Below are 26545 nucleotides of genomic sequence, written 5' to 3'. Positions count from 1 at the left end.
TCAACCCTGATTTTCCGGTTCAACTTCGGCCTTAGCGTCGACAACGTTCGAGCTGTTCCTCTTCATTTCACTCACAATCACCGCCACCACGATCAGCGCCGCGCCCAGCATGGCAATTGGCGGGAAGCGCTCACCGGCAATCCGCCCGACCACGCCAGCCCACACCGGCTCGCCGGCATAGATCAACGTGGCCCGGGTTGGCGAGACGCTTTGTTGCGCCCAGTTCATCGCCACTTGGATCACCGCGCTGGTCAGGCCCAGGCCCGCCGCACTGAACAGCAGCAACCACGAGAACCCCGGGAGCACCTCGCCCATCGGCACCACCATCAGAAACGACAACAGCGATGCGGTGGCCAGTTGCACCACGGTCACGCGGCGCACGTCCACCTGGCCGGCGAACGCGCTGATCAGGATGATTTCGGCGGCAATCGCGATGGCGCCGATCAAGGTCGCGATTTCCCCGGCGCTGAAATTCAGCGATGCACCCGCAGGGCCGGTCAGCAACATCAGCCCGGCAAACGCCAGCATGATACCCAGGCTCGGCATCAGGCCTGGCCGACGGCCCAGTACCAGCCATTGCAGCAACGGCACGAAGGGCACATACAAAGCGGTAATAAACGCCGATTGGCTGCTGAGGATGGTTTGCAGGCCGATGGTCTGCAAGCCGTAGCCGAACATGATCGCTACGCCGATAAATATTCCGGCCTTCAGCTCGAACAGCGTCAGGTCGCGCAGGGTGCGCAAGGAAAAGAAACCGACCGCAATGGCCGCCGCGGCAAAACGCAGGCCCACGAAGAACATCGGCCCGCTGACAGCCATGGCATGCTGCACCAGCAAAAAGGTGCCGCCCCAGATCATGGTGATAAACACCAGGATGCACTCGGCTTTGCTGAATCGATGGAAACGCGATGGAGAGTTCGGGGTGGTCATGTGGGCTCGGTCTTGCAAGGAAAAGGCACGGACCGCACAATGCGCCGCACGCTGGGCAGTATACTGCGCACACCCACCCATTGAGCAATATAGTGCACAAAGAAAATCCGCAGCGGGCTTCGGTCCTGCAACACGTCAGCCAGAACGTTCGTCGCCTGCGCCACGCCGCCGAACTCAGCCAGACTGCGCTTTCGGAAAAGTCCGGGGTCAGCCGGCGCATGCTGGTGGCCATCGAGGCCGGCGAGAAGAACGTCAGCCTGTCGACGCTCGACCGCGTCGCCGAAGCTTTGGGCGTTGCCTTCAGCGACCTGATCCAAGCCCCGGACGTGCGCGACCATAGCCGTATCAACGAGCTGGCCTGGGCCGGCGAAATCGTCGGCAGCAAGGCCGTGTTATTGGCCAAGGCCACCGCGCGGCGCGAGGTCGAGTTGTGGGAATGGCGCTTGGAACCTGGCGATATTTACTCCCCCGACCCCGATTTGGAAGGCTGGAGCGAGCAACTGTTCGTGTTCGAAGGCTGCTTGACCCTGGTGGTGCGCGACCAGGAAAACACCATTGGTGCCGGTGAGTTCTTTATGTTTGCCAGCCATCAACCCCACGCCTATCGCAATGACGGTGAGGTGGCCGTGCGTTTTGTGCGCAACGTGGTGATCTAACTGTTTGCCAGGCAACAGTGGAACCACACTTTGCTGGTTAAACACATCAGCTGGCACCGCATATAGGCAGCAAGTCGCTGATTTTATTGGCGATTAAAATCAGGCACGACTCCTGCAATCTCCAGGTCATCCCCATCGGAACCTGGAGTCGGCCTATGTCAGCCCACCCTCTGCACCCTGCCCATATCATCCGTTCGGATGCCGAAGCCATCGAGGTGGCCACGCGTCTGGCCGAACGCTTTGCCGTTGGCGCCAGTGAGCGTGATCGTGAACGTCGTCTGCCGGTAGCCGAGCTCGACGAGTTTTCCGCCAGCGGCCTGTGGGGCATCACCGTGCCCAAAGCCTACGGTGGCGCCGAAGTGTCCTATGTGACGGTGGCCGAGGTGATCAAGTTGATCTCCGCCGCCGACCCCTCCCTCGGGCAGATCCCGCAAAACCACCTCGGCGTGGTGGACCTGCTGCTGCACACCGCCAGCGAGGAACAAAAGCGCTATTACTTCGGCAAAATTCTCGCCGGTTATCGTTTCGGCAATGCCTTCTCCGAGGCCAAGAGCAAAAACGCCGGGACCTTCGACACGCAAATCCGCATCGATGGCGACAGTGCGCAGATCAACGGTGAAAAGTTCTATTGCACCGGCGCACTGTTCGCCCACCTGGTGCCCACCGTCGGCAACAACGAGCACGGCCAGGCGCTGATTGCCTTCGTCGAGCGCGACGCGCCAGGGCTGAGTGTGATCGACAGCTGGGACGGCTTCGGCCAGCGCACCACGGCCAGTGGCGGGGTGACCCTCGATGGCGTAACGGTGCCCCTGAGCGCGGTGATACCCGCACACCTGGCCTTCGACCGACCCACTGCCAATGGCCCGATCTCGCAGATCATCCAGGCCGCCGTCGACACCGGCATCGCCGTAGGCGCTTTGGAGCAGGCCAAGCTCCACGCACGTCAGGCGCGGCCTTGGATCGACAGCCAGCAGGAGCACGGCTGGCAAGACCCTTTCACGATTGCCGCCATCGGTGACCTGGCGTGGCGCGTGCACGGCACCGAAGCCATTCTCGCCAAGGCCGGCCTGGCCGTGGACCGGGCCCTGGCCGAGCCGAATGAAGACAGCGTCGCTCAAGCTTCGCTGGTGGTGGCCCAGGCCAAAGTGCTGTCGGCGGAAACCGCATTGCTCGCCAGCAGCAAATTGTTCGAACTGGCCGGTACGCGCTCGGTGACGGGCAAGTACAACCTCGACCGGTTCTGGCGCAATGCCCGCACCCACACCCTGCACGACCCGGCCCGCTGGAAATACCACTTGATCGGCAATTTCGTACTCAACGGCGTGAAGCCTGCACGCCACGCCTGGAACTGAGAGACCTGACCCATGACCACACTGACCCTTGCGCGCCAACTGCTGGACAGCACCCGTCGACATGTCGAACGCAGCGATGACCCCTACGTGATCAGCCGCTTTGGCGATCTGCAGATCCGCGTCGACGTGGCCGCCGCCTTGCTCGAACGGGCCGAGACCCACCCCAGCCCGGTCGCCCGCGCTGAAGCGCAGATTGCTGCGGCCGAAGCGCTGATTGCCGCCAGCAACACCGAATTCGAATTGACCGGCCAACGCAGCGCGCTGCCGTCAAGCCTGGATAACCCGCTGCGTCACACCTACCACGCAGTCGGTAACTACCACCTCAACGGAGTGCACTGATGGCCCGTGAAATCCGCCTGAATGCCTTCGACATGAATTGCGTCGGCCACCAATCCCCCGGCCTATGGGCGCACCCGCGCGATCGTTCGTGGCAGTACAAGGACTTGGCGTACTGGACCGACCTGGCAAAAATCCTGGAGCGGGGCAAGTTCGACGGGTTGTTTATCGCCGATGTGCTGGGTATCTACGACGTGTACAACGGCAATGGCGACGCAGCGATTCGCCAGGCCACCCAAGTGCCGGTCAATGATCCGCTGTCGCTGATCGCCCCTATGGCGATGGTCACCGAACACCTGGGGTTTGGCCTGACGGCCTCGCTGTCGTTCGAACACCCGTACCCGTTCGCGCGCCGGCTTTCGACCCTCGATCACCTGACCCAAGGCCGCATCGGCTGGAACATCGTCACCTCGTACCTGGAAAGCGGGGCCAAGAACCTGGGGCAGAAAGCCCAGACCGAACACGACGCGCGCTATGACTATGCCGAAGAGTACCTGGAGGTTTGCTACAAACTCTGGGAGGGCAGTTGGGAGGAGGGCGCGGTACTGCGTGATCGCGAGCGCCGGATATTCAGCGACCCAAGTAAAATCCATGAGATCCGCCACGTCGGCAAGCACTTCCAGGTGCCCGGCATCCACCTGTGCGAGCCGTCGCCGCAGCGCACGCCGGTGCTGTACCAGGCCGGTGCGTCCAGTCGTGGCAAGCAGTTCGCTGCCGAGCAGGCCGAGTGCGTGTTCGTCGCGGCACCGTCCAAGGTGCTGCTGAAAAAGACCGTCGCCGATATTCGCCGCCGCGCGGCCGAGGCAGGGCGGGACCCGAAGAAAATCCTGATTTTCAACTTGCAGACGGTGATCGTCGGCGAAACCGACGCCCAGGCCAAAGCCAAGTTCGACGAGTACAAAACCTACGTCAGCTACGAAGGCGCCATGGCGCTGATCTCCGGCTGGACCGGCATCGACTTCAGCCAGTTCAAGCCCGACGAACCACTCAAACATGTGCACACCAACGCCATTCAATCGGCGGTGGAAGCCTTCTCCACGGCCGACCCGAACAAGGTCTGGACCCCCAACGAACTGGCCGACTGGGTCGGTATCGGCGGCTTTGGTCCACTGTTTGTGGGCGGCCCAGAGACCGTGGCTGACCTGTTGCAGGAATGGGTCGAAGAGACCGACGTAGACGGCTTCAACCTGGCCTATGCGTTGACCCACGAAACCTTTATCGACGCCGTCGACTGGCTAGTGCCGGAGTTGCAGAAGCGTGGCGCGTACAAGACCGAATACGCCCAAGGCACGCTGCGCGAGAAGTTGTTTGGTGATGGTGCAAGGTTGGGCTCGAACCACCCCGGCGCGGGCTACCGCAATTTATCTGGGGTACAAAAAACTACTGTGGGAGGGGGCTTGCCCCCGATAGCGGTGGGTCAGTCATGAGTGCTCTAACTGGCCCACCGCCATCGGGGGCAAGTCGAATCCTCGCACCGCCCCTCCCACAGTTGTCCTGTCTTGATACACAAATACTCAGCCAGCGGACCACCGCACGCACACCACCCCAATAGGAGCAACCCCCTATGAGCGTGCACGAACCCAAGGCTCTCCTGGAACACCTGCGCCACTGGGCACAACTCACACCGCTGCACATTGCCCTGCGCCACAAGCGTCAGGGCCTGTGGCACGCGTGGCGCTGGATCGACGCCCTGCGCGACGTAGAACGGCTGGCCGATGGTTTGCGCCAGCAAGGTTTCAGCGATCAGTCTCGTTTGGTGCTCAGTGGCGCGTTTGAGCCGAACCTGTTGTTGCTGGCGTTGGCGGCCCAGTCCGTCGGCGGTCAGGTGCTGACGCTTCCCGACAACCTGGAACCCCAGGCGCTGGAACAACAGCTATGGCGTATCCGTCCCAGCCACGTCTACGTGCAAGGTCGCCAGCCCGATTGGGCGTTTACCCAGCGGTTGGACTTTGCCCAACTGCTCGGCCCGGTTGACCCTGCGCAGCACCTGCAGCGTTGGTGGCAACCCACAGCCGAAACCGCGCTGTGGAGCGAGGACAGTACCCAGTGGCAAGACGGTCTGGCGGTGGTGCTGGAGCAATGGCTGCACAGCGGCCACGGCCTGGCCTTCCCGGAGAACCCGGCGTCGGCGCGACGTGATCGCAGTGAAGTCGCGCCCACGGGCCTGCTGTTATCGCCGGCGCGTTTGCAACAGGTGGCCGACGACATCGAAAGCCGCCTTGCGCCCCACGGCACCTGGCGTCGGCGCCTGTGTGAGTGGGCCATCGCGGATGCCCGCAGTGGCCTGCGTCGTGTGCTGAAAAATCGCGTGCGCCGGTTGTTGGGCTTCCAGCGCCTGACGTCTATCTGGCAACCCATCAAGTCCAATGTCGAGCCAACGTGGCTCGCCGAATTCAAACGGAAAAGCGCATGAGCCAAGCCATCCTCCAAGTGCGGGATATTTCGCTGTCGTTCAAAGGGGTCAAGGCAATCAGCGGGCTGTCGTTCGACGTGCAGCGCGGCGAGATATGCGCGTTGATCGGCCCTAACGGCGCCGGCAAAAGTTCGCTGCTCAATGTACTCAACGGCGTATATCGCTTCGATGCCGGCGAGATCATATTCGACGACCAGCATTTCCAGCGCATCGACCCCTTGGGGGCGGCACGCCGGGGTATCGGTCGCACCTTTCAGAACAACGCCTTGTTCAAAAAAATGAGCGTGCTCGACAACCTCCTCACCGGTCTGTCGCGGTATATGCGCAGCACCTTTATCGAGCAGGCCCTGGGCTTACCCCGGGCGCGACGCGAAGCCGAGGCGTTTGGCCTGCGCGGCCAGGGCGTTCTCGAATTTCTAGAGTTGCAAGCCCACCGCGATGTGCTGGTGGGCAATCTGTCCTACGGCCTGCAAAAGCGCGTGGAATTGGGCCGCGCACTAATCGCCGAGCCCAGCCTGTTGTTGCTGGACGAGCCCATGGCCGGCATGAACGCCGAGGAAAAACAGGAAATGGCCCGCTTTGTCGCCGATGTGAACCGCGACCTGGGCACCACAGTGGTGTTGATCGAGCACGATATCGGTGTGGTCATGGGCCTGTCCGACCATGTGGTGGTGCTGGACTACGGGCGCAAGGTCGGCGACGGCACGCCCGCCCAAGTGCAGGCCAACCCCGAGGTAATCGCGGCCTACCTGGGAGTCGTTCACTGATGACGTTCTTCTTTGAAACCCTGCTCGGCGGCCTGCTCGCTGGCACCCTGTATTCGCTGGTCGCCATCGGCTTCGTGCTGATCTACAAGGCCAGCGGCGTGTTCAATTTTGCCCAGGGCGCGATGCTGCTGTTTGCCGCGCTGACTTTTGTCAGCCTGCATGACCAGGGCGTGCCATTTGCCCTGGCGTTACTGCTGACGGTCATCGTGATGATTGGCGGCGCGTTGCTTATCGAACGGTTGGTCTTGCGGCCGCTGGTGAACCGTTCGCAAATCACCTTGTTCATGGCCACCCTGGGCCTGTCGTTCATTATCGAAGGCTTGGCTCAGGGCCTGATGGGCTCCCAGGTGCGCGCGCTGGATCTCGGGGTCGACGACGTGCCGCTGTTTGTCGGGCCGCTGATGCTCAGCCAGTTTGACCTGGTCGCCGCGGCTGCCGCAGGGGTGCTGGTGACGGTGCTGGCGCTGCTGTTCAACAAGACCCGCATCGGCGTGTCGTTGCGGGCGGTGGCGGATGACACCACGGCGGCGCTGTCCATCGGCATCCACCTCAACCGCATCTGGCAGATCGTATGGGCGGTGGCCGGTGTGGTCGGGCTGGTGGCGGGGCTGCTGTGGGGGGCGCGCCAGGGCGTGCAGTTCTCGCTGTCGCTGGTGGTGCTCAAGGCGTTGCCGGTGTTGATCATCGGTGGCTTCACTTCGATTGGCGGGGCGATGGTCGGTGGGCTGATCGTCGGCGCCGCGGAGAACCTCGCCGAGGTGTACATCGGCCCGCTGATCGGCGGCGGCATCACGCCGTGGTTCGCCTATGTCCTGGCCCTGGCCTTCCTGTATATGCGTCCCGCCGGCCTGTTCGGCGAGCGCGCAATCGAGCGAGTCTGAACCTATGTCGATCCCTGTCGTTGAACACGCCGCCCCCTTGTTGTTGATCCAGCGGCGTGTGCCCTGGGGCCTGATCGGCTTGCTGGGCTTGGCCTTTATCGTGGTGCCGCTGTGGGGCAATGATTATTGGCTCAATGCGATTTTGATCCCGTTTCTGGTGTTGTCCCTGGCCGGTCTGGGCCTGAACCTGCTGACCGGCTACACCGGGCAAACCTCGGTGGGCGCTGCGGGCTTCATGGCGGTCGGTGCGTTTGCCACCTATGGCTTTTTACTGCGTTTGCCTGAGTTGGGCCTGCCGGTGGCGTTGCTCGGCGGCGGCGTGATCAGCGCGCTGGTGGGCCTGCTGTTTGGTTTGCCCAGCTCGCGGATCAAGGGGTTCTACCTGATGGTCACTACCCTGGCCGCGCAGTTTTTTCTGGAATGGTTGTTCGTCAAGTTTCCCTGGTTCTACAACTATGGTTCATCCGGCACCATTTCCGCGCCCGCTCTGACGTTGTTCGGCCATGACCTCAACACCCCGTTGGGCCGTTATTGGCTGACCCTGGTCAGCGTATTGCTGTTGACCTGGACGGCCGTGAACCTGGTGCGCAGCCAGGTGGGGCGCAATTGGATGGCGATCCGCGACATGGACACCGCCGCCGCGGTGATCGGCATTCCGGTGGCGCGCTACAAGCGCCTGGCGTTTGCGGTCAGCTCGTTCTATCTGGGCATCGCCGGGGCGCTGTGGGCCTTCGCTTACCTGGGCACGGCCAGCGCCAGCAGCTTCGATATCAATCGCTCGTTCCAGATTCTGTTCATCATCATTATCGGCGGCATGGGCAGTATCGCCGGCAACTTTGTCGGCGCCGCGTTTATCAGCCTGCTGCCGATTTTCCTCAGCCACGCCGGTCAGGCGCTGTTCGGTGGCGCGGTGGATGCGGGGCAGTTGCAGAACCTGCAGAAAATCATCTTTGGCGTGTTGATCATCGTGTTCCTGATCAAGGAACCCGACGGTTTGATTCGCCTGTTGCACACCCTTCGCGATCGGCTGCGCCAGTGGCCGCTGCGTTTCTAACCTCAAGAGAACTTTCTATGCGTGCATCCTTCAAACAATCCCTGGCCGGCGCCGCGTTAGCCGTGGCTGCGTTCACCACCAGCGTACCCCCGGCGGTGGCGTCCCCGGACCAGCAATTTATCCCGCTGGCGACCTACCGGGTCGGCGCCTACGCGTCCAGCGGCGTGCAGGTGTGGGCCGGGATGATCGACTATTTGCGCTATATCAACGAGGTCGAGGGTGGCATCAACGGGGTGAAACTGGTGTGGCAGGAATGCGAGACCGAGTGGACCGCCGAGAAAGGCATCGAGTGCTACGAGCGCTTTAAAAACGGTCTGGATGGCGCCCCGGTCGCGGTGTACCAACCCAATGGCGCGCCAGCGGCTTATGCGCTGAGCGAGCGGGCCGAGGTGGACAAGATCCCGTTGATCACCCTCGGCTACGGGCGTACCGAGGCCACCGACGGCACCGTATTCCCCTACAACTTCCCGGTGATGCTGACCTTCTACAGCGAGGCATCGAGTCTGGTGAACTACATCGCCGAGCGGGAGGGCGGTTTCGACAAACTCAAGGGCAAGAAAATTGCCACGGTGTACCACGACTCGGCCTACGGACGTGAAACCCTCGGCCCGCTGAAGCTGCTGGCGGAAAAATACGGCTTTGAAAATATCCAGATCCCGGTGGCCGATCCGGGCAACGAACAATCCGCGCAATGGCGCCAGGTGCGCCAGGCCAACCCGGATTGGGTGTTCCTGCGTACCTGGGGCGTGTCCACGCCGGTGGCGGTGAAGACGGCGGCGCGCTTCGGCTTTCCGGTGGACCATATCATCGGCGATATCTGGGCCAGCTCCAGCGAGGATGTGCTGCCTGCCGGCGCCGCCGCCAAGGGTTACCTGGCGCTGACACCGTACCCGGCGGGGGCGGATTTCGAGATTCACAAACGCCTCAAACAATACGTGCTCGACAAAGGCCACAGCGACCTCAAGGACCTGAAGAACTTCGGCAGCGTCTACTACAACTCCGGCCTGGTGAACGCCGCCGTGGCGGTCGAGGCGATCCGCACCGCCCAGGCCAAGTTCGGCAAGCGTCCGCTCAACGGTGAAGAGGGGCGTTGGGGCCTGGAGCACTTGAACATCGACGATGCGCGCTTGAAAGACATGGGCTACCTGGGCCTGATGCAGAACCTGAAACTGTCGTGCCGCGATCACGAAGGCGGCGGCTCGGCGCGGGTGCAGCAATGGGACGGTGCGAACTGGACGCTGATCAGCGATTGGATCGCCGCCGACCGTGCGCTGCTGCGCCCGCTGATCGACGAGAAGTCCGCCGCGTTCGCCAAGGAAAAAGGCCTGACGCCACGCGCCTGCACCGGGGATGAATAAGCCATGAACCAACCTGCCAGTGTGTCGGCGAGCCCGGCGCTGTTGACTGTCAACGATATCGAGGTGATCTACGACGGCGCGATCCTGGCGGTGGCCGGGGTGTCACTGAGCGTGCCCAAGGGCGCCATCGTCGCCTTGCTGGGTGCCAATGGCGCCGGCAAGAGCACCACCCTCAAGGCCATTTCCGGGCTGGTGCGCGCCGAGCGCGCCGAGGTCAGCCGGGGGGTGATCGAATATGCCGGTGCGGACTTGGCCGGCATTGATCCCAACCAGCGCGTGCGCCAGGGCATGGTGCATGTGCTGGAGGGCCGCCATGTGTTCGGCCAGCTCAGCGTGGAAGACAACCTGCGCAGCGGCGGCTTTGTGCGGCGTTTGAGCCGCAAGGCCATGGCCCAGGACCTGGAGCGCATTTACACCTGGTTCCCACGGCTCAAGACCAAGCGCCACACCCGCGCCGGGCTGACCTCCGGCGGCGAGCAACAGATGGTCGCCATCGGCCGAGCGTTGATGACCCGTCCTACTTTGGTACTGCTCGACGAGCCGTCCATGGGTTTGGCGCCTATGATCGTGCAGGAGATTTTTGAGATCATCGCGCAGCTCAACCGCGAGCAGCAGGTGAGCTTCCTGATCGCCGAGCAGAACATCAACGTCGCGCTCACCTATGCGGCCCATGGCTATGTGCTCGATACTGGGCGCGTGGCCTTGAGCGGCAGTGCCGCTGAACTGCGGGCGCGCGGCGACCTGCATGACATCTACCTGGGTAAACAGTAAGGGCGAACCTGCATGACGGAATCCACCCGCAACGCTGATGTGCTGATCATCGGCGGCGGCCTGAGCGGCACGATGCTGGCCGTACAACTGCTGCGCCTGCCCGGTCGGCGCCAGATCCTGGTGATAGAACCGCGCGCCGAACTGGGTCGAGGCGAGGCTTACAGTGCGGTCGAACTGGGCCACACCCTCAACGGCAACGCCGCGCGCATGAGCGTGGACCCGGACAACCCCGACGACCTCACGCAGTGGCTCACCGAACACATCGCGGCCGGCGGTTGGCCGGAGTCGGCCGAGCAGGCGGTGCCGATCAGCGAGCTGTTCCCGCCGCGCGGGCTATTTGGTGTGTATGCGCAGCAGCGGCTGGCCGAGGCCAAGGCACGCTCGGCGTCCACGGTGGAGCATGTCAGGGCCGAAGTGATCGACGTGCAGGTGGATGCGGATTCAACCCTGCTGACCCTCGATAACGGCCAGCGGTTGCGCGGTAACTTTGCGGTATTGGCTACCGGCATGTTCCCGGCGGCGCGCACGCCGCAGACCCACTCCAGCGGCGTCAACGCGGCGGCGGTCGACCCATGGGACGTGGCGACCATGAGGCGCCTGGATCCACGCTCGACGGTGCTGATTATTGGCTCCGGGTTGACCATGGTGGACGCCGTGGTGTCCCTGGAACAGGCCGGGCATCGCGGGCCCATCGAGATCTTTTCGCGCCATGGACTGTTGCCCCATGTGCGCCGGCAACCGCCGGCCTGGGACGACTTCCTGGCTGCCGACCCGGCCTTGCGCAGCCCTCGGCAACTGCTGCGCGAACTGCGTCGCCAATGCAGCATCGCGCAGGCCCAGGGCATCGACTGGCAAGCGCCGCTGGACACCGTGCGTGTCCATATCGGCCGTCTCTGGAGCCAGGCCAGCGAGCGCGAGAAGCGCCAGTTCGTGCGCCATGTGCGGCCGTGGTGGGAAAGTCATCACCACCGCTCGCCGCCGCTGAGCGCGCAGCTAGTGGCGCGTTTGCATGAGGAGGGGCGGTTGCGCATTCGTGCGGCGTCATTCAAGGGGCTGGTGCCCGCGCAAAGCGGCGTCACCATCGCGGTGCGCCAACGCGGCGAACAGACGCTCACTCAAGTGACGGGCGCGGCGCTGATCAACTCCAGCGGCATCGAATACGACTGGCGCCGCGTAGCCCGGCCCTTGCCGCAGCAGTTGCTCAAGCGCGGGTTGATCCAGCCCGGGCCGTTGGCATTGGGCATCGCAGCGGATGCCTCGGGGGCGGTGCTGGATGCCCAGGGCCAGGTCAGCGCGCGACTGTTCGCCATGGGCCCGCCGTTGCGCGGAATGTGGTGGGAGAGCACGGCGGTGACGGATGTGGCGCTGCAAGCCAAAGCCCTGGCCTCGAAGCTGGCAGCGGTCTAACAGAAGCTGACAAAGGACTAAAAGAAGCTGACAGAGGACTTAATGTGGGAGGGGGCTTGCCCCCGATGGCGGTGTGTCAGTTGGCCAATTCTTGACTGAGCCACCGCTATCGGGGGCAAGCCCCCTCCCACAGTGGATCTGCATTTATTTTGAGATTTTCACAAGGCCGGGTTTCAGGCCGAACACTTCAACCCCTTGCGCCGTCGACTGGCCGGTGGTGACCTTCACCCGTTGCACCGGTTTATCCATCGCCTCGCGGTACGCCACCGTCATGTCCGGCTCAATCGCCTGGCTGGGAATCACGATTGCCTGTTCATTGTTGTAAGTGACAATGGTCAGCCGCGCACTCATGCCCAACCGCACCCGCTGTAGCTGCTCTGGGGTGAGTGTGGGGATCGACAAAGTCACCGGAAACTGTGCGCTGCCCTGGGTGTCGCTGGCGATGGCCAGGCGCTGACCACGAAGCTGACAGAGGTCTGATAGAAGCTGACAAAGGACTTAATGTGGGAGGGGGCTTGCCCCCGATGGCGGTGTGTCAGTTGGCCAATTCTTGACTGAGCCACCGCTATCGGGGGCAAGCCCCCTCCCACAGTGGGTCTTCATTTATTTTGAGATTTTCACAAGGCCGGGCTTCAGGCCGAACACTTCAACCCCTTGCGCCGTCGACTGCCCGGTGGTGACCGTCACCCGTTGCACCGGTTTATCCATCGCCTCGCGGTACGCCACCGTCATGTCCGGCTCAATCGCCTGGCTGGGAATCACGATCGCCTGTTCATTGTTGTAAGTGACGATGGTCAACCGCGCACTCATGCCCAGCCGCACCCGCTGTAGCTGCTCTGGGGTGAGTGTGGGGATCGACAAGGTCACCGGAAACTGTGCGCTGCCCTGGGTGTCGCTGGCGATGGCCAGACCGCTGACCACGAAGCTGACAGAGGTCTGATAGAAGCTGACAAAGGACTTAATGTGGGAGGGGGCTTGCCCCCGATGGCGGTGTGTCAGTTGGCCAATTCTTGACTGAGCCACCGCTATCGGGGGCAGCCCCCTCCCACAGTGGATCTGCATTTATTTTGAGATTTTCACAAGGCCGGGTTTCAGGCCGAACACTTCAACCCCTTGCGCCGTCGACTGGCCGGTGGTGACCTTCACCCGTTGCACCGGTTTATCCATCGCCTCGCGGTACGCCACCGTCATGTCCGGCTCAATCGCCTGGCTGGGAATCACGATCGCCTGCTGATTGTTGTAAGTGACGATGGTCAACCGCGCACTCATGCCCAACCGCACCCGCTGTAGCTGCTCTGGGGTGAGTGTGGGGATCGACAAGGTCACCGGAAACTGTGCGCTGCCCTGGGTGTCGCTGGCGATGGCCAGACCGCTGACCACGCTGACGGAGCCCTTCAGCCGTTCGCCGTCGAACCCGTCGCCCATGACTTCCACGGCCTGGCCCTGGTGCAGTTGGTTGATATCCAGCTCCGACACCTTGGCAACGATCTTCAACCGTTCGATATTCGCCAAGCCAAACAGCACCTGGCCCTGGCTGACCTTGCTGCCGGCCTGGATCGGCGCGTTGGCGTTGCCACCACTGGCCGGGGCGTTGTTGCCGGGGGCGGGTACCACGATGCCGGAGAACGGCGCCTTCACCTCTTGGGCCGCGAGCAGGGTGCGCAGGGCCTCGTATTTCACGGTGGCGTTGGTCAGCTCCATATCGGCGATCTGGCGGTATTCGCCCTTGCCCTGTTCCAGCGCCTGTTGCAGTTCGCTGCGGGCCGAGGCGAGGTCCAATTGCTGCTGCTGGGCTTGCTGGCGCAGGTCGTCCAATTCGTTGCGCGGGATGATGCCGCGTTTGAACAGATTCTCGCTTTCGGTGAGTTTGCGCTGCGTGTTGTCGGCGCTCATCTGCGCGGTGCGCAGGCTGCGGCGGGCGCGGCTGACGGTGGGGCTGCTGTCCCAGTCCTGCATTTCCTGCACGGTGCGCCGGGCCTTGAGTTGGGCGGAGAGGGCATCGCGCAATTGCACTTCGAGGGTGGCCGGGTCCATGCGCAGCAACACCTGGCCGGCCTCGACCCGCTGGCCTTGCTCGACCAGATTGGCCTGCACATTGCCGTCAAACGGCGCGGTGAGCACGAGCGTGGTGTCGGGCTCGATTTTGCCCACCAGGCCGATCTCATGCACCAGCGCGTCGGGCTTGACCGCCAGCCACTGCTCGGGCGTGCCGTCGGGAGCGGAGGCCGGGCTGCGCAGGGCCAGCCCCACGCCGCCCAGCAGCAGGATCAGCACAGCGCCCAGCAGGGCTTTTCGATTAGTAGTCATTGAGGGCAATTTCCCAACTTTCCAGCGTCATGCCCAGGGTCAGATCGAGCTGGGTCTGGGCGTTCAGATAAGCGATCAACGCGTTGAGCTGCGCGTTTTCAGCGTTGCGCAAGTCGGTCTCGAAGCTCAACACCTGGAAGTTGGTGGAGCGTCCGGCGCTGAGTTTTTCCCTTTCGATCTCGATCTTGCGCCGCGACAGCTCCACGGCGCGCTGGGCGATTTCATACTGGCGCCAGCGTGTGCCCAGGTCGCGCACCACATCGTTGACGCTACGCTCCAGCTCTTGGCGGGCGTCGGTGATGCGCACCTGCTGGTCCTCGACATTCACGCGCGCGCGCACTTCGGCCTGGCGGGTGCTGATATCCCCGATGGGAATCTGCACCTGCACGCCGGCATAGCTGTCCCATGTGCGGTTATTGCTGCTGCCGGCGTCGTTATTGTAGGTGTCACGTATCTGGTTTGCGCCGGCCACCAGGTCCACCTGCCAGCGCCCGGAGTCTTTGGCGATCACCAGGTTGAGGTCGGCTTGCTGGCTGCCGAGCAGGGCGGCGAGGTATTCCGGCTGTTGGGTCTGCGCCAGGTTGAACGCCTGGCGCTTGTCGATTTGCATGGGCCGGGCCTCCAGGGCTTCGGTGGCGCGGATCGGCGTGGACAGGTCCAGCGCCAGCAGGCGCAGCAGGGCCAGGCGATTGGTGTCCAGCTGGTTCTGCGCTTCTTCCACGCCCAGTTGCTGGGTGGCGATATCGGCTTCGGTCTGCACGATTTCAAACTCGGCCATGCGCCCGGCGCCGATCAAGGCCCGGTTGACTTCCAGCAAGGTGCCGGAGCGTTTGAGCGCATCCTGCACAATGCTCAATTGTTCCTGAGCGCGCAGCAGCTCGCGGTAGGTGGCGATGATCTGGCTGATGGTCTGCGCAACGGTGGCCTTGAGGTTCAGGCGGTTGGCCTGTTCCGCCAGGCGTGACAGGCGCAGCGGTGCTGTGGTGGCATCCCAGCCGGCACCGCGCAGCAGCGGCTGGATGATCGCCAGGTCCAGGCCGTCGCTGCGGTAGCGGCCGGCGCGGTCGGCGTTGTTGAGTTGCTGGGTCCAGGACATGCTCAGGCGCGTGCCGTACTCGCCGAGCAGGCTGCTGGACGGCGTGACATTGGCATTGCGCGCGTTGTCGACCGAGCCGCGGGTGCTGCGATAGGAACTGTTGAGGGTCAGCTTGGGGTTGAACACATCTTCGGCGACCCGCAGGTCGAATTTCTGCGCCACCCGTTGCAGGTAAGCGCTGCGGATCGCTGGATTGTTGCGCAGGCCCAGGTACACGGCGTCGCCCAGAGTCAGGTCGGTGATCTGGGCTTTCAGCGAGACGCCTCGGTCGTAGCCGCTGCGGGTGGTGCTGGGCGCCGAGGGTTTGATGACCACGTCGGCCGCCATGCCGGGCAGGCTGATCAGGGCGAGGCACAGCAGCCATCTATTCATCGCGCAGGGCCTCCACCGGCTGCAACCGCGACGCCGAGACCGCCGGGTAAATGCCGAAAAACAGGCCCACCAACAATGTGCTGCCCACCCCCAAGGGCAGGGCGGCGGCCGCCAGGTCGAACACCCAGCCCGATAACCAGGCGTACAACCAGGCGGCGGTCATGCCGAGCACCGCGCCGCACAGGGCGCCGACGGCGGTGAGGGTGACCGCTTCGAGCAAAAACAGATTGCGAATATCTCGCTGCCGCGCGCCCAGCGCCATGCGGATGCCGATTTCGCGGCGGCGCTCCGAGACATTCATCAGCATCACGTTCATCACGCCCACGCCGCCGCCGATCAGGGAAATCGCGCCGAGGGCCAGCAGCAAGTAAGCGAAGGTGCGGCTCTGGCGCGTCATGCCATCGATCATTTGCTGGGGCACCTGGATGTCGACATCGTGCTCGGTGAGTTGGGCGCGCAGGGCGTCGGCCGCGGCCCGGGCCAGGTGTTCCATGTCCTGGCCGGCAGCGGCGCGGATGATCAGGTTGTTGATCTGCGGCGTCGCGTAGATGCGCCGCATGCCCTCGGCGGGCAGAAACAGCGACTCGCCGGGCTGCACCGGCATCAGCATCGCCCGTGGCTGGGGCTGCAGCAGGCCCACCACCAGAAACAGGTAGTCGTTGATGCGCACGCGGTCCCCCAGCCGCAAGGGATCCCCCGGCGCGCTCAGGGCCTGGGCAACGTCGGCGCCGATCACGGCGTAGGTTTCGTTGACATCGAAGCCCGACAGGAAGCGGCCGTGTTGCAAGGTCAGGCGCATCGCCGCAGCGACATCCGGCGTGCTACCGACGAAATTGGCGTTGACGCTGCGCCCATGGAACACGATGGGCCCGCTGAACAGGCTGAGCGCGCCGATATGGGCAATGCCCGGAACGGCCTGGCGCACGGCGTCCAGGTCCAAGTGCGTGCGCATCGGCACGTTGGCGCTGCCCTTGGGGGGGAATTGCACCACCAGGGTGTCGGTGCCCATGTCCTTGAAGATCAAGGCGGCATCCACCGAAGCGTTATGGCCGATATTGATCAGCGCCACCACCGACGAACTGCCGATAACGATGCCCAGCAGCGCCAGCATCGAGCGCTTGCCCAGGGTGCGCAGACTGACGAGGGCTTCATGCAGCAGCTGGCTGAGGCTTTGCTCGACCCGCAGGCTCATAGGCGCCCAACCTCTTGCACCACACCGTTGCGCACCAGGATCTTGCGCTCCAGGCGCTCGGCGATCTGCGGGTCGTGGGTGACGATGACCAGGGTGACCTGCTGTTCGCGGTTGAGGGCCAGCAGCAGGTTCATGATGTCCTGAGCGGTGCCGCTGTCGAGGTTGCCGGTGGGTTCGTCGGCGAGGATCACCGACGGGTTGCCCACCAGCGCGCGGGCGATGGCCACGCGTTGGCGCTGGCCGCCGGAAAGATCGGCGGGGCGATGGTGGGCGCGCTCGGCCAGGCCCACCTGTTCGAGCATGCGCAGGGCCTGTTCCACCGAGGCATGGCGCGACACGCCGCGATAGCTCAGGGGCAGGGCGACATTGTCCAGCGCGCTCAGGCGCGGCAGCAGGTTGAAGCTCTGGAATACGAAACCGATCTGCTGATTGCGGATCGCCGCCAGTTCGTCGGGGCTGGCGCTGAAAATATCGTGGCCGGCGAAGTGGTACTGGCCGCAGTTGGGCAGGTCCAGCAGGCCGAGAATGTTGAGCAGGGTACTTTTGCCGGAACCGGAGGCACCGAGAATGCCGCAACTGTCGCCACGGGCGATGCAGAGGCATACGTCGTTGAGAATGGACAGTTCCTGCCCGGCCAATTGATAGCGTTTGCCGATGCCGTGCAAGGAAATCAAGCCTGGGAGCGTGGAGTTGCCTGTCATCTTGACTACGCCTTCAGTCTCGACGGTGCCTGATCCCCAAGCAAAGCGTTGTAACAAATTCGCGGGTGACAGGTACGGGTTACGGACTGGTTTAATTTCTTGTTTTTAAAATATTGTTTGAATACTAACCGTGTTCCCTGGGCTTCGCCAGCCATGGATATAGAGCGGTTTTACCCTTTGAAATGTTTTTCCCCACATCCTCAGCAGGTTGCCTCAACGCCTTCAGTCTGCCCTCAAGTAGCCGTCCGGTAAGGCTTTGAATGCCACGGTAAGGTGTCACAGCTTGCTTTCGCACGACGGCCCCGGTATAAAAAATCAAATTATTTTTTAAAACAATATTTCCGTGGGATCCCTAATGGTCGCGAAGAAACTCAGCGCTCCAAACGTTACCAAGACTCGCTTGCTGGATGCGACAGAGGCTCTCTTCATCAAGTACGGATATGACGCGGTTTTGTTACGGCAGATTACCGAGCGTGCCCAGGTCAACCTGGCTGCGGTGAATTACCACTTCGGGGACAAGGATTCCCTGATGAAAACCCTGCTGATGCAGCGCCTGGAACCGCTCAACGAACAGCGCCTGGAATTGTTGGCACGTTGCGAAGCCGAATCCGATGGCCCGTTGGACTGCGACACCTTGCTCGGCGTGCTTTTCGCTCCGGCCATGGGCCTGGAGCGCAGCGACCCGGCCAGTGGAGAAGGGCGCTCGTTCATTCGGTTCCTGGGGCGCGTCTACAGCGACACGTCGCCGTTTATCCAGGAATACCTCAAAGTGCATTACCAACCGGTGTTCCAACGCTTCTTCGAAGCCTTCGCCCTGGCCTTGCCGGATTTACCGCGCAACGAGCTGGGGGTGCGCCTGCAATTTGCACTCAAGGCCATCTCTGGGGTGATGGCCGGCACCGAGCTGCGCCTGCTGATGAATTCTATGAGCCTCGGCCGTCCGGCTACCGATGCGGAAGTCATGGCCAAGCTGATTACCCTGGTCTCGGCAGCGATCCGTGTGCCGCAGCAGAGCCCTGAAGCGGAAACCGCTCTGGCCAAGGTGCTGGACACCCAGCGCGCGATTCGTGAAGAGGCTGCGGCGCCAAGCGCTAAAGCGTCGCACTGAACGGTAGTTTTTCGAGGCAAAAAAAAAGCCCGCTGGGGCGGCGGGCTTGATGTGCAACATTTGTAACGGATGAGGCTTCACCCTACGTCTCGGGATGTGAATAAAGCGTGAAAAATTTGTAAGAGAAAGTGTGAAGTTGTTGATCACTTCAACGGGACGCCAACGGCTGCCATTCGTCGCCACTGTCAATTCTGACAGTTACCCACCCCACCCGAATGGGGGTTTGATTCTCCTTGCATAACGCGCCAGTCCTGAGCGCGCTCCCAGCCAGGAGATTCATCATGTCCGACACCCCTCTTGACCCCGAGAACGATTCGATCTCGGGCGGTCTACCCGCCGCGTCGCTTCCAGTGCCCTATCAATCACCCAGCCTGGAACGCCCTGAACCGCGACGAATTGAAGACCTGGATCACCCATATTCGGCCTTCCCCTGGGTCGACCTCCAGCTCGCCGCCCACCCTGAGAATGCGGCCTACGGTCTGGGTATCCGCCATGTACGACCTTATGCGCTGTTCGTGTTTGAAAACTGGCAGAATCTTAACTTTCTCGACTATTTTGCTTTTTATCTTGAAGACCTGACTTTTCCCGTTGCCGAAGATTACGTGTGGAGTTCGGCAAATCCCCAACAGTACCTGGCCATCCCCTCCGAATTTATTCCTGAAGGTGAGGTGTCCAGTTATGGTCGAGTGATTCGCATAGGCAGTGGCAATGAAAGCACCTCTCCTGTGCGAACCCTTTTGATCAAGACCGACCGCCCCGGTGGTATGGACAAAGACCCCGGCATTCCGTGGCATACCGGCCTGGTCATGCGCGTAGAAGGCTTCCCCGAAGGATCGAATATTGGCGCAGGCGATGTTGTGGGCGGCCTTTGGTGCCTGATTGATCTGTACGAACACATCCGCCAGAACGATGTCATCGAGCTGTCCTGGGATGGCGAGTTTGTGCAGCATACCGTGAGCCCGGCTGAGGCGGCCGGGTCAGGACCGATTCGGGTCTTTGTGCCCAAATCGATCATTGATAAGGGAGGGCAACTTGGGAAAGTGACCCTTCGGTTTCGTGTGCATGATGTGGTGGAAAATTTTTCCGGGGAAAAGTATCAGTATTCCAAACCTTATTTCCTGGACGCCGAATTGGACCCTTCGCTGTTGGGGCCGCCGATTTTCCTGGTGGACGGCGAAGAGCTCGAATCCAGGCAGATCGACTTCGATACCCAGAGTGGCTCAACCTTCGAAGTGATCGCCCTTACAGACAAACAGTTTCCGTCCCCCCTCCCCAGGCATCAGATCATTGTGACGTTGCTCGGGATGCTCGAAGACGGCACCACCCAGACAATTGTGCTGCAGCCGGTTACCGACAAGAACCTCGGTTTCACCTTTGTTCCGGTGGATGCCAGCATCATCGCTCAATGGGTTGGCGGCTCATTTCGGGTATCGTTCGAGTGGCAAACCGCCGCCGGCGTGTCGCTGGGGCAATCGGGCAGCACTACCATCACCGTGGTCGGCACCAAGGTCTTGATGCCGGCCCCCGATGTCAGCCCTATCGAGCTGGGGTTGATTCCGGCAGGTGAAGACATCACGGTCACCCTGCCGTTTTACGAACCCCATGACCCCGGCTGGCTGGAGACGCTGTTCATCACCCACGTACCGTCGGGGGGCGGCAACGCCATTGTCTACCGTCAAAATCAACTGGCAGGCGCTCAGGGGGGCACCTACACAGTGCGCGCCGCCGAGCTGGAACAGTTCAATGGGCTGGGTCACATTGATATCTATTACGAAACCAACGACGGTGTCGTTCATATCCTGGGCGGCAATGCCCTGACGACTCGGCGCTCCCTGATGCTGGGCGCCCAAATCGGCGAGCGCGTGGCCGACATGCCCGCGCCCCGCCTGCAAGGTGCCGTGGGCAACAACGTCAACCCCGCCGACGTTACAGGCAGCGATGTACTGGTGACGTTCACTTACCTCGATACCCAGCCCGGCGACAAGCTCCATTGGTCTTGCATCGGCTCGGGCCTGGGCGGCTCCGCCAACGGTACCCTGGACATCAATGGCGCCACCGCCGGCCGGGAACTGCCCTATCCGGTCACCCGCGACATTCTCGACAAAAACAACAACGGCAGTTTACGCATCAGCTACAGCCTGGAACGCCAAGGCCCGCCCCGGGTGGAACTGCGTTCGGAAGCCCTGAACCTGACGGTTGGCGTCGGCGTTCAGTTGGAGCGGCCGGTGGTCGGAGGTGCCTCGTTATTCCCTGACCAGCTCAACCCGCTGGCCGTGGTAGACGGTACCTATGTGTTGGTGAAGTTCCGGCCGATGCTGGCAACCGATCAGATTCGTGTGGACTGGATCAGCGCCGACGGCACTGGCAGCGTGGCCGTGAGTGCACAAGGCAACCCCAGCACCCACGAAGTAGAGGTGCCCATACCGTCCGAGGTCATCGCCAAAGGCATCCGCGAGGGCGGCAATCGCATCAGCGTGCAGTACCACTTCACGCGCGGCAGCTTCCCCTATGAGTCCGATGTGCTGGACCTGGAACTGCTGCCCCTGACCGGGCTGCCCACGCCGACCATCGACGGGGTGGGCGACAAGGTGCTGTTGGTGCTGGCAGAACTCAACGATGCCGCCCGTACGCGTATTCCGGTGTGGAGTTTCATCGCCCCCAACCAACTGATGTGGATGACCTACACAGGGACTTTCGCCAACGGCAGCATTTATAAAGAGCACACCTACACCGCCAACCTGGTGACCCCGAACGGCGTCACCCATGGCATTTTCCCTCCGACCCCGGTGGACAAACTGCGCCTGCTCAAGGATGGCTCACGGCTGACCATCGAGTTCTGGGTCACCTTGTCCGAAAGCTACGACATAAACTCGGCCGTGCTGTTCGGTGTGCGCGAACACACGGTGCAGGCGCTGCCTTCCACCTTGCCCGCCCCGGCATTTGACAACCGGCCGGGCGCGACCCTGACCATCTACCCGCTGGACTATGAAAACACCGCGTCGGTCACGGTGAAATACGACGGCATGAACGGCGAACACGTAATCCGGTTGAAGTGGTTGTTCCCCGATGGCTCCGAAGCCGATATTCCGGCTAAGAATGGTCTGGCCGGCGGTCGTGTGGACTTTGCCATCAGCCAGCAGATCCTCGCCGCCAGCGTGGGTAAAACCATCGAGTTGATGTATATCGCCATGATCAATGGCAGCCCGGTGGACTCCTTCGAACAACGGCTGACGGTGCAAACGATCCGCGAATCGGACCTGCCCCGGGTATTGATCAACGCTAAGGCCAATGGCGACACGCTGGACCTCAACACCTTTACTGGCAACGCCACCGCGGCCCTGGCCAAGTGGCGGTTGAGTATCACGGGACAACGGGTATGGATCACCTGCAGCGCTCCGGGCGTCACGCCTCTGGAAGTTTTAAGCGCGTATGACATTAACTCACTCGAAGCCAACAATGGCCTGGCGAATAAGACGGTGCTGCGCACCTGGTTGGCGGCGTTGCCGAATAATCAGGAGATCACGGTTAGTTGTGCGGTGACGTTTGATGGAAGTACAGATAGATCAACGGCCGTGGACTTGCCGTCGACGACCTATCGCGTCTTGACAGCCATTGGGGAGTTGCGATTGCCCAACTTGGTCCAAGCCAGTGGTATCGGTGCCTCCCAGACGCTGGCGCCCTTAAGTGCCTTGAATGGCGGCACGGTGGAAGTGAGCTACGACGGCATGCTGACCACCGACATCATCAAAGTCACCATGGTGGGTAATGGCGCTGCCGGTTCTCCCAACATCCCGGAGAAAAATGGCAGTGTATCGGGCACCGTTCCATTCCCCATCCCAGCGCATGCTATTGGGGTCAATATCGGTCGTACCAACCAGACTTTCACCCTCCAGTACAAGGTCACCCGGAACGGCTCGCCCAAAAATTCCGGCGTAGTAACGGTGACAGTGACGCCGATCCCCGTGGGGAACATGCCAAGGCCGTTGATCAACAACACCCCTGCCGGAGCGACGCTGGACCTGAACACCTTTGTCGGTAATGCAATGGCTACGCTGGCGAAATGGCCGTTCAGTGCCGCTGGTCAACGGGTGTGGTTGATTTGCAGCAGTGCGAATGTGGGAGACCTGTATGTGCTCAATGGTGAGCCCATCAGTCAGTCAGAAGCGACAAACGGGCTGGCGAATAAACCGGTGTTACGCACTTGGTTGGAATCTGTGCCCAACGGCCAGCAGATAGAGCTCAAGGCCCAGGTGACGCTCGACGGTAGTCAGACTCCGGGCAGAGAGACTCCTTTTCAGAGCACGACTTACAAAGTCTCGCAGGCTTTCCAGATCGATCGTAGCGATATGGATTTGAAAGGGTTTGCGATTATTGCATTCAACTGGCCGAGGAATGGGCAGGATTACCCTGGAAATGCAGCAACTCGCGTACCCACGGGAGGTCAACCGCCCTATACCTATGTATCACGCAACTCAGCCATCGCCCAGGTGACCTCGACGGGTAAAGTGACAGGCTATAGCAATGGCGTCACGACCATTGATGTACGAGACAATGCAGGGCACTGGTTGTCTTACAATGTGTACGTTTCGAACGTGTGGGCAGTGCGCGAATACCCCCATGCGATAAGCAGCGCTGACGCCTATAACTGGCGCCGATCATTACCCGGCGCCATTGGTCTGGATTGGCCCAACGGTCTTGAACATATGCAAAAAGTCTACGGTCCATCCTCGCAGTTCCCAGTGCCTTATGATGCCTTTTACTGGGTGTGTATCGACAACGGTGTGTATTGCTTCACGTTAGTCGATGCTGCTTGGGACACGCGACTGCCAACACAGATCAGGTGTTTAGGCGTCAACTATCGAGCACCGGCCTGGTGCTTACAGCCGACTTGATTATCCATTCACCGCCGATTAACACGTAACGGAGTTTGAAAGATAAACCCGTTACGTGTTTTTACTTAGTTTCAAATCCCCCAACACTTCCCACTCTTCGCCAACCGCCCCCGCATCGCATCCACATTCGCCGCTAGTTGCAGCGTTAACAACCGATACCCATCCAGCGCGCTGTACACCGGCGCATCCAGCGTGGGCTCGCGGCCCGTGCCGGTACTTGGGCGCTCCAGTCGTTCGGTCATGCCGGATTTCAACGCCCGCGCCATCCCCACCAATTGCACACGGATCTGCCGATGCTCGGCCTTCAAGACGGCCTGCATACGGGCCATCGCTTGTTCGTCGCGAGGGTCGGGACGGGTGTTGCCGAGAATCTCCAGGGTGCTGATGCACAGCCGTAGATGACGCTGGATGGCGTCCAGCTCGGTCATGGAAATGCGCACTTCCTTGGATACCGACGGCATCAGCGAGCGCAGTTGCACCATTGCCGCATTCAAACGGTTGAGCAGTTTGACGTGTTCATCATCGGTGACCGACTTTCCACTGATGATCCGGCTGTAGATCTGTGCGCAGTCACGCAGGGCGCTGGCCAGGTTATAGCGCCACGAATACACGGCATACAGCGGCAGGGCGAAGGAGAACGCCAGGGCCAGGACGATACCGATGAGAATATCCACGGTACGCCATAAACCATCCGACAACGGGTTGTCACCGTGGCCGGCGACGATAAACACGGTGATCGCCGACAGCAGCGCGATATAACCGCCCTTGCCGATGGCGTGATAGGAGAAGAACCCGCACACCACCGACATTAGCAGGTAGGTCAGCAGCGGTAGGCCGAAGTAGGCCTGTTGCACCACCAGCAGCAGACCGACACTGGCACCGATTAAGGTGCCGTAGGCGCGTTCCACGGCTTTTTTGCCGATATTGCCGTGGTGCTGCAGCCCGCCGATCACGATCAACATGGTTACCGACGCCCATTCGCCGTGGGGCAGGTTGATGCCGGTGGTCAGCAGGATCGTGGCCAGCAAGCCGATGGACACGCGCACGGCGTGGATCAGCTTGGCATGCCGGTAGCGGCGGTAGGGGTCGAGCAAGGGGCGCAACAGGCGCCGGGCAAACATCGGCAGATTCATTGATAACAAAGGACCCTCAACTCTCCAGCTATAAACAATCCAAATGTGGGAGGGGGCTTGCCCCCGATAACTGTGGATCAGTAAAGAATCGGTTAGCTGACACACCACTATCGAAGCCAAGCCCTCTCCCACATTGTTTGACCGAGGTGAACTTAGAAGATGTAGTCAGTGGTCAGGAAACTTGAATCACGGTTGCGCAGGATCTCGCTGACCAGTGCCTTGTTGCTCTCTTGGAACTTGGTCGCCACCAGGGTGCGGATCGAAAACACGCGCAACGCGTCATGTACCGACAGCGTGCCTTCAGCCGAGTTCTTGCGCCCGTTGAAGGGGAAGGTGTCCGGCCCGCGCTGGCATTGAGCGTTGATATTGATGCGCCCGACCTGGTTGGCAAAGGTATCCACCAGGCGCCCGATGGCTTCGGGGTTGGTGCCGAACAGGCTGAGCTGTTGGCCGAAGTCCGAATCCAGAACGTAATCGATCACGGTATCCAGGTCGCGGTAGGGCACGATCGGCACCACCGGGCCGAATTGTTCTTCGTGGTAGACGCGCATTTGCGGATTCACTGGGTACAGCACCGCCGGGTAGAAGAACGAACCGCGACTGACCCCGCCATTGGCATTCACCACCTGGGCCCCGTGCTGCGTCGCGTCGGCCACCAAGCCGTTGAGGTAATCGACCTTGCCCACTTCCGGCAACGGCGTCAGCGAAACGCCGTCCTCCCAAGGCATCCCGGGCTTGAGCGTCGCCAGGCGTGCGTTGAATTTTTCGATAAAAGCCTCGACCACCTCTTCATGCACGAAGAGGATTTTCAACGCGGTGCAGCGTTGGCCGTTGAACGATAGCGAGCCCGTCACCGCTTCGCTGACGGCATTGTCCAGGTCCACCTCGGGCAGCACGATGCCGGGGTTTTTCGCGTCCAGGCCCAGAGCGGCCCGCAAGCGGTGCGGCTTGGGGTGCAGTTTCTTCAAGTCGCTGGCGGCTTTGTTGGTGCCGATGAACGCAAAGATATCGATCTTGCCGCTGGCCATCAGCGCGCTAACGGTCTCGCGGCCGCTGCCATAGATCACGTTGATCACCCCGGCCGGGAAGCTGTCGCGGAACGCTTCCAACAGTGGGCGGATCAGCAGCACGCCGAGCTTGGCCGGCTTGAACACCACGGTGTTACCCATGATCAGTGCCGGGATCAGGGTGGTGAAGGTTTCGTTGAGCGGGTAGTTGTAGGGGCCCATGCACAGCGCCACGCCCAGCGGCACGCGGCGGATCTGCCCGAGGGTGTCCTGTTCCAGCTCGAAGCGGCTGGAGCGGCGATCCAGCTCTTTGAGGGCGTTGATGGTGTCGGTGATGTAGTCGCAGGTGCGGTCGAATTCTTTCTGGGAATCCTTGAGGTTCTTGCCGATCTCCCACATCAGCAGCTTGACCACCCCATCGCGCTGCTCGCGCATGCGCCGCAAAAACGCTTCGACGTGGCGGATGCGGTCAACTACGCGCATCGTCGGCCATTCGCCCTGGCCACGATCGTAGGCACGCACGGCGGCGTCGAGGGCGGTGAGGGCGGTGTCGGCGTCCAGCAGCGGCGTGCTGCCGATCACCACCCGTTGGTCACCCAGTTGCACCGGGCTGTGCACTTGGGCCAGCGGGCCATTCCACACCCGCAACTGGCCGTTCACCAGGTAGTCACGCTGTTCGATGGGCGCTGCCAGGCGGTATTGCTCTGGGATCTCGGCGGTGGAAGTAGGAAACAGCTGAGCGAGCAAGGGCTGAGTGGTCATGGAGCTATCCCTGTAATAGTTACAAAACTTGACTGGTACTTGACTAGAGA

At 61.7% G+C, this 26545-nt stretch carries 20 protein-coding genes and 2 pseudogenes; 13 read left to right on the top strand and 9 right to left on the bottom strand.

What is annotated here, in order from left to right; all coding sequences use genetic code 11:
• Positions 1–930 (bottom strand): DMT family transporter, encoded by a 930-nt coding sequence (locus HRH33_RS16945; RefSeq protein WP_173603529.1) that lies wholly within the window; start codon positions 928–930, stop codon positions 1–3.
• A 92-nt stretch (positions 931–1022) separates the two neighbouring features.
• On the opposite strand from HRH33_RS16945, the gene HRH33_RS16940 reads away from it, so the two are divergent.
• The 11 genes from HRH33_RS16940 (at position 1023) to HRH33_RS16890 (ending at position 11925) form a co-directional block, all read left to right on the top strand.
• Positions 1023–1586 (top strand): helix-turn-helix domain-containing protein, encoded by a 564-nt coding sequence (locus tag HRH33_RS16940; RefSeq protein ID WP_167417756.1) that lies wholly within the window; start codon positions 1023–1025, stop codon positions 1584–1586.
• Between the two features lie 155 nt (positions 1587–1741).
• Positions 1742–2938 carry an SfnB family sulfur acquisition oxidoreductase gene (locus tag HRH33_RS16935; RefSeq protein ID WP_034138604.1) on the top strand — a complete coding sequence of 399 codons (1197 nt, stop codon included), beginning with the start codon at positions 1742–1744 and terminating at the stop codon, positions 2936–2938.
• Between the two features lie 12 nt (positions 2939–2950).
• The gene (locus HRH33_RS16930) at positions 2951–3277 is read left to right on the top strand and encodes an acyl-CoA dehydrogenase (protein WP_034098753.1); all 327 of its coding nucleotides are present in this window, start codon (positions 2951–2953) and stop codon (positions 3275–3277) included.
• Complete coding sequence (locus tag HRH33_RS16925; protein WP_167417757.1) at positions 3277–4701, top strand: LLM class flavin-dependent oxidoreductase; 1425 nt, start codon at positions 3277–3279, stop codon at positions 4699–4701. Before HRH33_RS16930 ends, HRH33_RS16925 begins: the two co-directional genes overlap by 1 nt.
• Positions 4702–4838: 137 nt before the next feature.
• On the top strand, positions 4839–5687 hold the full coding sequence (locus tag HRH33_RS16920) for an AMP-binding protein (protein WP_167417758.1): 849 nt from the start codon (positions 4839–4841) through the stop codon (positions 5685–5687).
• A complete protein-coding gene (locus HRH33_RS16915) occupies positions 5684–6454 on the top strand; it encodes an ABC transporter ATP-binding protein (RefSeq protein WP_034098748.1) in 771 nt (256 codons plus the stop codon). The genes HRH33_RS16920 and HRH33_RS16915 overlap by 4 nt, the downstream gene beginning before the upstream one ends.
• Positions 6454–7335, top strand: coding sequence for a branched-chain amino acid ABC transporter permease (locus HRH33_RS16910; protein WP_167417759.1), 882 nt, complete (start codon positions 6454–6456; stop codon positions 7333–7335). The genes HRH33_RS16915 and HRH33_RS16910 overlap by 1 nt, the downstream gene beginning before the upstream one ends.
• 4 nt (positions 7336–7339) lie before the next feature.
• Complete coding sequence (locus HRH33_RS16905; RefSeq protein WP_034114208.1) at positions 7340–8389, top strand: branched-chain amino acid ABC transporter permease; 1050 nt, start codon at positions 7340–7342, stop codon at positions 8387–8389.
• A gap of 17 nt (positions 8390–8406) precedes the next feature.
• Positions 8407–9747, top strand: a complete 1341-nt coding sequence (locus HRH33_RS16900; RefSeq protein ID WP_034138599.1) for an ABC transporter substrate-binding protein — start codon at positions 8407–8409, stop codon at positions 9745–9747.
• A 3-nt stretch (positions 9748–9750) separates the two neighbouring features.
• Positions 9751–10518 (top strand): ABC transporter ATP-binding protein, encoded by a 768-nt coding sequence (locus HRH33_RS16895; RefSeq protein ID WP_034098739.1) that lies wholly within the window; start codon positions 9751–9753, stop codon positions 10516–10518.
• 12 nt (positions 10519–10530) lie between these two features.
• On the top strand, positions 10531–11925 hold the full coding sequence (locus HRH33_RS16890; protein WP_167417760.1) for an FAD/NAD(P)-binding protein: 1395 nt from the start codon (positions 10531–10533) through the stop codon (positions 11923–11925).
• Positions 11926–12069: 144 nt separating this feature from the next.
• On the opposite strand, the pseudogene HRH33_RS16885 reads toward HRH33_RS16890, so the two are convergent.
• The 6 genes and pseudogenes from HRH33_RS16885 to HRH33_RS16860 form a co-directional block, all read right to left on the bottom strand.
• Positions 12070–12375, bottom strand: a pseudogene (locus HRH33_RS16885) (HlyD family secretion protein); the annotation flags it as partial.
• Between the two features lie 153 nt (positions 12376–12528).
• Positions 12529–12948 (bottom strand): annotated as a pseudogene (locus HRH33_RS16880) (HlyD family secretion protein); the annotation flags it as partial.
• A gap of 39 nt (positions 12949–12987) precedes the next feature.
• Positions 12988–14232, bottom strand: coding sequence for an efflux RND transporter periplasmic adaptor subunit (locus HRH33_RS16875; protein ID WP_173603528.1), 1245 nt, complete (start codon positions 14230–14232; stop codon positions 12988–12990).
• Complete coding sequence (locus HRH33_RS16870) at positions 14222–15700, bottom strand: TolC family protein (protein ID WP_034098732.1); 1479 nt, start codon at positions 15698–15700, stop codon at positions 14222–14224. The genes HRH33_RS16875 and HRH33_RS16870 overlap by 11 nt, the downstream gene beginning before the upstream one ends.
• Positions 15693–16892, bottom strand: coding sequence for an ABC transporter permease (locus tag HRH33_RS16865; RefSeq protein ID WP_167417762.1), 1200 nt, complete (start codon positions 16890–16892; stop codon positions 15693–15695). Before HRH33_RS16865 ends, HRH33_RS16870 begins: the two co-directional genes overlap by 8 nt.
• Positions 16889–17593: an ABC transporter ATP-binding protein gene (locus HRH33_RS16860; RefSeq protein WP_034138592.1), complete on the bottom strand. Its 705-nt coding sequence runs from the start codon at positions 17591–17593 to the stop codon at positions 16889–16891. The genes HRH33_RS16865 and HRH33_RS16860 overlap by 4 nt, the downstream gene beginning before the upstream one ends.
• 355 nt (positions 17594–17948) lie before the next feature.
• On the opposite strand from HRH33_RS16860, the gene HRH33_RS16855 reads away from it, so the two are divergent.
• Entirely contained in the window at positions 17949–18701 is a 753-nt protein-coding gene (locus HRH33_RS16855; RefSeq protein WP_167417763.1) for a TetR/AcrR family transcriptional regulator, read from the top strand.
• 233 nt (positions 18702–18934) lie between these two features.
• Complete coding sequence (locus tag HRH33_RS16850) at positions 18935–23593, top strand: YncE family protein (protein WP_173603527.1); 4659 nt, start codon at positions 18935–18937, stop codon at positions 23591–23593.
• Between the two features lie 71 nt (positions 23594–23664).
• On the opposite strand, the gene HRH33_RS16845 is transcribed toward HRH33_RS16850, so the two are convergent.
• Positions 23665–24726, bottom strand: a complete 1062-nt coding sequence (locus HRH33_RS16845; RefSeq protein WP_034136469.1) for an FUSC family protein — start codon at positions 24724–24726, stop codon at positions 23665–23667.
• Positions 24727–24878: 152 nt separating this feature from the next.
• Positions 24879–26495: an NADP-dependent glyceraldehyde-3-phosphate dehydrogenase gene (locus HRH33_RS16840; protein WP_123480093.1), complete on the bottom strand. Its 1617-nt coding sequence runs from the start codon at positions 26493–26495 to the stop codon at positions 24879–24881.
• Positions 26496–26545: the final 50 nt, after the last annotated feature.

The organism is Pseudomonas rhodesiae, assembly GCF_013285305.1.
Lineage (GTDB): Bacteria > Pseudomonadota > Gammaproteobacteria > Pseudomonadales > Pseudomonadaceae > Aquipseudomonas > Aquipseudomonas rhodesiae.
This window is presented reverse-complemented; position numbering and strand designations above follow the sequence as displayed.

Bases quoted from the DNA above. Each gene is read 5' to 3' on its own strand.
- HRH33_RS16945 (WP_173603529.1), bottom strand. From the start codon at position 930: ATGACCACCCCGAACTCTCCATCGCGTTTCCATCGATTCAGCAAAGCC.
- HRH33_RS16935 (WP_034138604.1), top strand. From the start codon at position 1,742: ATGTCAGCCCACCCTCTGCACCCTGCCCATATCATCCGTTCGGATGCC.
- HRH33_RS16930 (WP_034098753.1), top strand. From the start codon at position 2,951: ATGACCACACTGACCCTTGCGCGCCAACTGCTGGACAGCACCCGTCGA.
- HRH33_RS16925 (WP_167417757.1), top strand. From the start codon at position 3,277: ATGGCCCGTGAAATCCGCCTGAATGCCTTCGACATGAATTGCGTCGGC.
- HRH33_RS16920 (WP_167417758.1), top strand. From the start codon at position 4,839: ATGAGCGTGCACGAACCCAAGGCTCTCCTGGAACACCTGCGCCACTGG.
- HRH33_RS16915 (WP_034098748.1), top strand. From the start codon at position 5,684: ATGAGCCAAGCCATCCTCCAAGTGCGGGATATTTCGCTGTCGTTCAAA.
- HRH33_RS16910 (WP_167417759.1), top strand. From the start codon at position 6,454: ATGACGTTCTTCTTTGAAACCCTGCTCGGCGGCCTGCTCGCTGGCACC.
- HRH33_RS16905 (WP_034114208.1), top strand. From the start codon at position 7,340: ATGTCGATCCCTGTCGTTGAACACGCCGCCCCCTTGTTGTTGATCCAG.
- HRH33_RS16900 (WP_034138599.1), top strand. From the start codon at position 8,407: ATGCGTGCATCCTTCAAACAATCCCTGGCCGGCGCCGCGTTAGCCGTG.
- HRH33_RS16895 (WP_034098739.1), top strand. From the start codon at position 9,751: ATGAACCAACCTGCCAGTGTGTCGGCGAGCCCGGCGCTGTTGACTGTC.
- HRH33_RS16890 (WP_167417760.1), top strand. From the start codon at position 10,531: ATGACGGAATCCACCCGCAACGCTGATGTGCTGATCATCGGCGGCGGC.
- HRH33_RS16875 (WP_173603528.1), bottom strand. From the start codon at position 14,232: ATGACTACTAATCGAAAAGCCCTGCTGGGCGCTGTGCTGATCCTGCTG.
- HRH33_RS16870 (WP_034098732.1), bottom strand. From the start codon at position 15,700: ATGAATAGATGGCTGCTGTGCCTCGCCCTGATCAGCCTGCCCGGCATG.
- HRH33_RS16865 (WP_167417762.1), bottom strand. From the start codon at position 16,892: ATGAGCCTGCGGGTCGAGCAAAGCCTCAGCCAGCTGCTGCATGAAGCC.
- HRH33_RS16860 (WP_034138592.1), bottom strand. From the start codon at position 17,593: ATGACAGGCAACTCCACGCTCCCAGGCTTGATTTCCTTGCACGGCATC.
- HRH33_RS16855 (WP_167417763.1), top strand. From the start codon at position 17,949: ATGGTCGCGAAGAAACTCAGCGCTCCAAACGTTACCAAGACTCGCTTG.
- HRH33_RS16845 (WP_034136469.1), bottom strand. From the start codon at position 24,726: ATGAATCTGCCGATGTTTGCCCGGCGCCTGTTGCGCCCCTTGCTCGAC.
- HRH33_RS16840 (WP_123480093.1), bottom strand. From the start codon at position 26,495: ATGACCACTCAGCCCTTGCTCGCTCAGCTGTTTCCTACTTCCACCGCC.